The following is a 4,404-nucleotide window of genomic DNA, read 5'->3' as shown; positions in this document are numbered from 1 at the left end:
ACGCATAACTAAATAGCCTGGGTTGGGAAGAGAACGGGGTGTGGCGATGAGCGCCAACTTCAATCCGCAGAAGGTTGCGCAATTCAAGTCGAAATTCAAAAAGGCCTCAAACACGACACAACCGCCACATCCTGCACAGCTACCTCAACCCGGTCAGGCTGCACAACCGCCTCAACCCGGCCGGCCTGCCCCGGCCATGCCTTCCCAGCAACCAGCGCACCCCGCTCAGTCAGCGCAACCCACGCACTCTGCGGAGCCAGCAACCACCTCGGCGTAGGGATCCCAAACGTCCCGAATCCTCATAGGTGTCAGCGCGCTCATTCTTGTCGCGGCCCTTGCGGTGGGTGGCACCTACCTGTTCATGCGCGACGACAACGCCACAGTGTCCTCCCCCGAACCTGTAGCTGAAGACCAGCAGGGCACCGAGCCAGACCAGTCAGGCGTAGGCAACGACGAAGATGCACCAGCGGTGTCACACGGCTCTGAAGGCTCAGACGACACGGATGACTCCAGCCTCAGAAGTGCTGAGAAACTCGACCAGAAAGTTGAAGAAGACAAAGTTGTCGTCGATCAGAACCTGATTGGGAAATGGGTCCCACAGATCTCGTCAAAGAAAGTGGGCATGGAGGCCGACGGCCAGGTGTGGGACGAAGACACTATCTACGAAGAACACCAGGAGCTCGCCAACGAGTATGGTGCCTCACAAGTGCTACTGCTGAAGTCGGAAGACTATGCCTCGTATCGCCAGCCGGGCTACTACGTCACGGTCATCGATTCGTCCTATGACGATCCCGACGACGCCCTCCAGTGGTGCCGCTTCTACTCCCTAGACGCTGACCACTGTTACGCAAAGCAAATCAACACCACCGGCGGACCAGACGGCACCACGCGCCTGCAAGAGTAAACGCCAGGCTAAGAATGCCGTCCCGGCCCCCGGCCGAGGTGGTTGCTAGCTTTCCGTGTCCACGCGCGGGGCGAACTGGTGTGGCTCGGTGGGAACTGTTTCGCCACGGACGAATGCACGGTAAGCGGGGTCATGAGCTTCAAGAACGCGGAGCACGTTCTTGTATCCGAGCCCTTCGAGTTCCTGGCGTGTCCATCCGCGTGACTCGAGTTCTGCGAACAAGTCTTGGTAGGTTCCCACGTGGTCGAGACCGCTGATAGTTGCGTCGATGCCGTCGAAGTCCGCCCCGATTCCCACAGAGTCGACCCCGGCGAGTTCACGCACGTGATCCACGTGATCGGCAACCTGTTTGAGTGTCACCGCAGGTGCGGGTGTTGACTGGTCGCCTTCTTCCCACTCATAGCGTTCTTGCGAAATGAACTTGGGAACGAACGGAACCATCACGGTTCCACCGGCGTCACCAATGCGTGCCAACACGTCGTCGGGTACGTTTCGCGGGTGTTCACACAGCGCACGCGCGCCTGAGTGTGTGACCAGAACAGGCGTGTCTACCAAGTCAAGGGTTTGGCACATCACGCTAGGGGCGACGTGAGCCAGATCAGGAATCATGCCGATCCGCTCCATCTCTTTCACAACCTCACGCCCAAAGTCTGTGAGGCCACCATGACGCGCCTCATCGGTTGCGGAGTCCGCCCATTCGGTGGTCTTTGACCACGTGAGTGTCATGTACCGGGCGCCCAAGCGCGCATACTGGCGCAACACTGCCAGAGACCCGTCGATCTGCGCGCCACCTTCGACACCAATAAGTGACGCGATCACACCAGCTTTCATCGACGCACGCACGTCATCAGCAGTCAAAGCCAGCTGGAAGTGTTCAGGGTACGACGCGATGAGCCGGTGAACAAAGTCAATCTGTTCAAGCGTGGCAGTGACTTGTTGCGCACCTTCCAACACAGGATCGATCCATACCGACCAGAACTGCCCGGCTACCCCACCGGCGCGCAGACGTGGGATATCTGTGTGCAACACCGGAACTTCGCCATCCAGCCCTTCCGTGCGGTACTGGCGTTCTACACGGCTCTTCCAAGCCAAGTCGTTGTGTCCGTCGATTACGGGGTACATGAATCGCTCCTTTCGTGGCTTCTATCATGTCAGAAGAGAGTAGGACTGCGACGTGGGCATCTAGCGTGCGGACACCCCAGATTGTTCGCCCCAAACACACAAAGGAGATTGGTTGTGGACACTGTTCGTTGGAGTATCGACATCAGGGACATCGACGGTCCAGTACTACATGAAGAAGGTGCCGATCTTCTGTGCGAAACCGCCAGCATCGGCAAAATCTTCCTTCTCGTAGAGGTCGCACGCCGAATCCTGAACTGCGAGTTGGACCCCACGTCCCCCATCGACATTCCGCAGGACCACCTGGTTGAAGAATCTGGCATCCTGTACCGGTTCGTCAACCAAAACATTGCGGTTGCTGACGCAGCTTTGCTTGTGGGGGCCTTCTCAGACAATTTGGCCACCAACGCGCTCATTCACATGTGTGGCTTGGATACCGTACGTTCCGTTTCTAGCGCACTTGGCTATGAGCACACGGCACTTTTGGACTTCATTCGCGACGAAGAACGCACACCTGACCTCCCCTGGGCATCTTCAGCTGGAACTGCCCGGGAACTTTCGCACGTCATGGAACAGCTGCACCGTGGCACTGTTGTCTCTCCCGAGGTGAGCGCTCAGGTGTTGTCGTGGCTTGCCTCTGACGCGGACACGTCCATGTTCGCTGACGCTTTCTATCTTGACCCGCTGGCTCACATTCATGAAGACGGTGTGCTGTTGCGTCATAAGACAGGAACCACCGAGGTCGTCCGGGCTGATGTGGGTATCGTCACCGGCCCAAAGGCCACAGTGTCGTACGCGGTACTTGCGAATTGGAAAGGGATGGACGATCAACGTGAACCAGTCATGCAGAGGATGCGTGCGCTGGGAGCTAAGGTGCGCGCGTATGTCACGGGTGGGACTACGCATGTAGGCTAAAACCTATGCAACCTGTTGAAATCGAAACTGAACGTTTGGTCCTACGCCCACTGCAACCCGGTGACGCACAGGCCATTTGTGATATTTGCCAGGACCCGCTGATCCAAAAGTGGACCATGGTGCCTTCACCGTATCTGCTCAGTGATGCGGAATCGTTCATCTCTTTGACAACCCAATGGTGGGAATCCGACCAACCCACCTGGATCATGCTTCTCAAAGACGCACACACGGAAGGTGACCCAGACACGGACGCCGAAACCACCTCGGCGCAGGTTGCCGGCATGATTTCCTACAACAACCCACTCATCGCAGGAGACCGCGGCGAGGTTGGGTACTGGGCCAACCCCGAACACCGCGGCAAGGACTACACCAGCGAGGCACTCAACGCGATCATCGACTGGGGTTTCGAGCTGGGGCTAGGCGCGATCGGTTGGCGCTGCGAAGTCCACGACGGTGTGCCCAACTACGCGAGTGCTCGCGTGGCGCAAAAGTGCGGCTTTGTCTACGACGGCACGATCCGCTTAGAACACACCAACAAAGGCAAGCTCTACGACTCGCGAATCGCAACCCTCACACCGAAAGACCCGCGCACCGACACCGGCCCGTGGCCAGATTAAGGTGAGTAGTCACCCGCGTTAAGACGCCTTCGACTCCGCAACGATCGACAGTACCTTTTGATACCCGGTCGGAAGGTTCACACCAGCCACACCGGATGCCTCGGTCATGGGAACCACGTGGATCTGTTTGTTCTTCACGGCAGGAATCTGCGCAACGGCCGGGTTGTTGAGAAACGAGTCGAACGGCGCTTGTCCCTTGCCCATGAAGTCTTCGAGCAAAACGATGTCCGGTTGAGCTTTGACCAGCTTTTCTGCGTCAATCGGTGCCGTGTTCTCAATACCCAGCGTTTCAGTTGCGTCCTTCGCACCAGCACGGATCGCAAGCCCGGGAAGCATCTGGTCTGAGTCCATCACCATGATCTTGTCACCGCGCGCCATGAGAGCGAGCACAGACGGTTCATGGTCAGCGTCCATGCGCTTGTCGTCGATCTCCTTGATCTTTTTCATAAGCGCATCTGATTCGGATGTTGCTTTGTCTTCTTCGTGGAGTGCTTCACCCACCCGTTTGAGCGTTTCCGCGTACTTCTCTGGGGTGCTGAAGTCCTCGGTGTGCAACTGCAGCACCGGCACGTTCGCCTTCTGTAGCTGCTCCGCTGCGGACTTTTCCCCCCCGTGACGCGCGGTGGTGAGCACCAGGTCAGGCTTGAACGCCAGAATCTGTTCAGCGTCTGGGTTCACGCCCGGTGGCAAAGTGTTTTCGACCTTCCGAGCTTCGAGCGGCACCATGCCCATTTGAGGGTTCTTCGAGCTTGCGCTCACGGCTGCCATGTTGTCAGCACCTGTGAGCAAGAGAGCCATATCGGATATTTCAGAGCTGGTTGCAACGACGCGAGTGGGCTTCTCTTTTGG

5 protein-coding genes are annotated in these 4,404 nt (G+C 57.8%); 3 read left to right on the top strand and 2 right to left on the bottom strand.

The window, feature by feature from the left end:
- Nucleotides 1-361: 361 nt before the first annotated feature.
- On the top strand, nucleotides 362-904 hold the full coding sequence (locus HMPREF0183_RS10735; RefSeq protein WP_005885968.1) for a hypothetical protein: 543 nt from the start codon (nucleotides 362-364) through the stop codon (nucleotides 902-904).
- A 45-nt stretch (nucleotides 905-949) separates the two neighbouring features.
- Here the strand turns inward: HMPREF0183_RS10735 and HMPREF0183_RS10730 are convergent, their stop codons facing one another.
- A complete protein-coding gene (locus tag HMPREF0183_RS10730) occupies nucleotides 950-2,026 on the bottom strand; it encodes a dipeptidase (protein ID WP_005885967.1) in 1,077 nt (358 codons plus the stop codon).
- A gap of 114 nt (nucleotides 2,027-2,140) precedes the next feature.
- Between HMPREF0183_RS10730 and HMPREF0183_RS10725 the strand changes: the two genes are divergently transcribed.
- Nucleotides 2,141-2,938, top strand: coding sequence for a serine hydrolase (locus HMPREF0183_RS10725; RefSeq protein WP_005885965.1), 798 nt, complete (start codon nucleotides 2,141-2,143; stop codon nucleotides 2,936-2,938).
- A 5-nt stretch (nucleotides 2,939-2,943) separates the two neighbouring features.
- On the top strand, nucleotides 2,944-3,555 hold the full coding sequence (locus HMPREF0183_RS10720) for a GNAT family N-acetyltransferase (protein WP_005885963.1): 612 nt from the start codon (nucleotides 2,944-2,946) through the stop codon (nucleotides 3,553-3,555).
- An 18-nt stretch (nucleotides 3,556-3,573) separates the two neighbouring features.
- On the opposite strand, the gene HMPREF0183_RS10715 is transcribed toward HMPREF0183_RS10720, so the two are convergent.
- A partial coding sequence (locus HMPREF0183_RS10715; protein ID WP_005885961.1) for an ABC transporter substrate-binding protein occupies nucleotides 3,574-4,404 on the bottom strand: 831 nt, incomplete at its 5' end.

This window comes from Brevibacterium mcbrellneri ATCC 49030, from assembly GCF_000178455.1.
In the GTDB taxonomy this organism is placed as follows: domain Bacteria; phylum Actinomycetota; class Actinomycetes; order Actinomycetales; family Brevibacteriaceae; genus Brevibacterium; species Brevibacterium mcbrellneri.
Note: the sequence above shows the minus strand (reverse complement) of the source record. Positions and strands in the feature narration are given on the sequence as shown.

Coding starts and splice junctions, on each gene's coding strand:
- HMPREF0183_RS10735 (WP_005885968.1), top strand. CDS start 362: ATGCGCGACGACAACGCCACAGTGTCCTCCCCCGAACCTGTAGCTGAA.
- HMPREF0183_RS10730 (WP_005885967.1), bottom strand. CDS start 2,026: ATGTACCCCGTAATCGACGGACACAACGACTTGGCTTGGAAGAGCCGT.
- HMPREF0183_RS10720 (WP_005885963.1), top strand. CDS start 2,944: ATGCAACCTGTTGAAATCGAAACTGAACGTTTGGTCCTACGCCCACTG.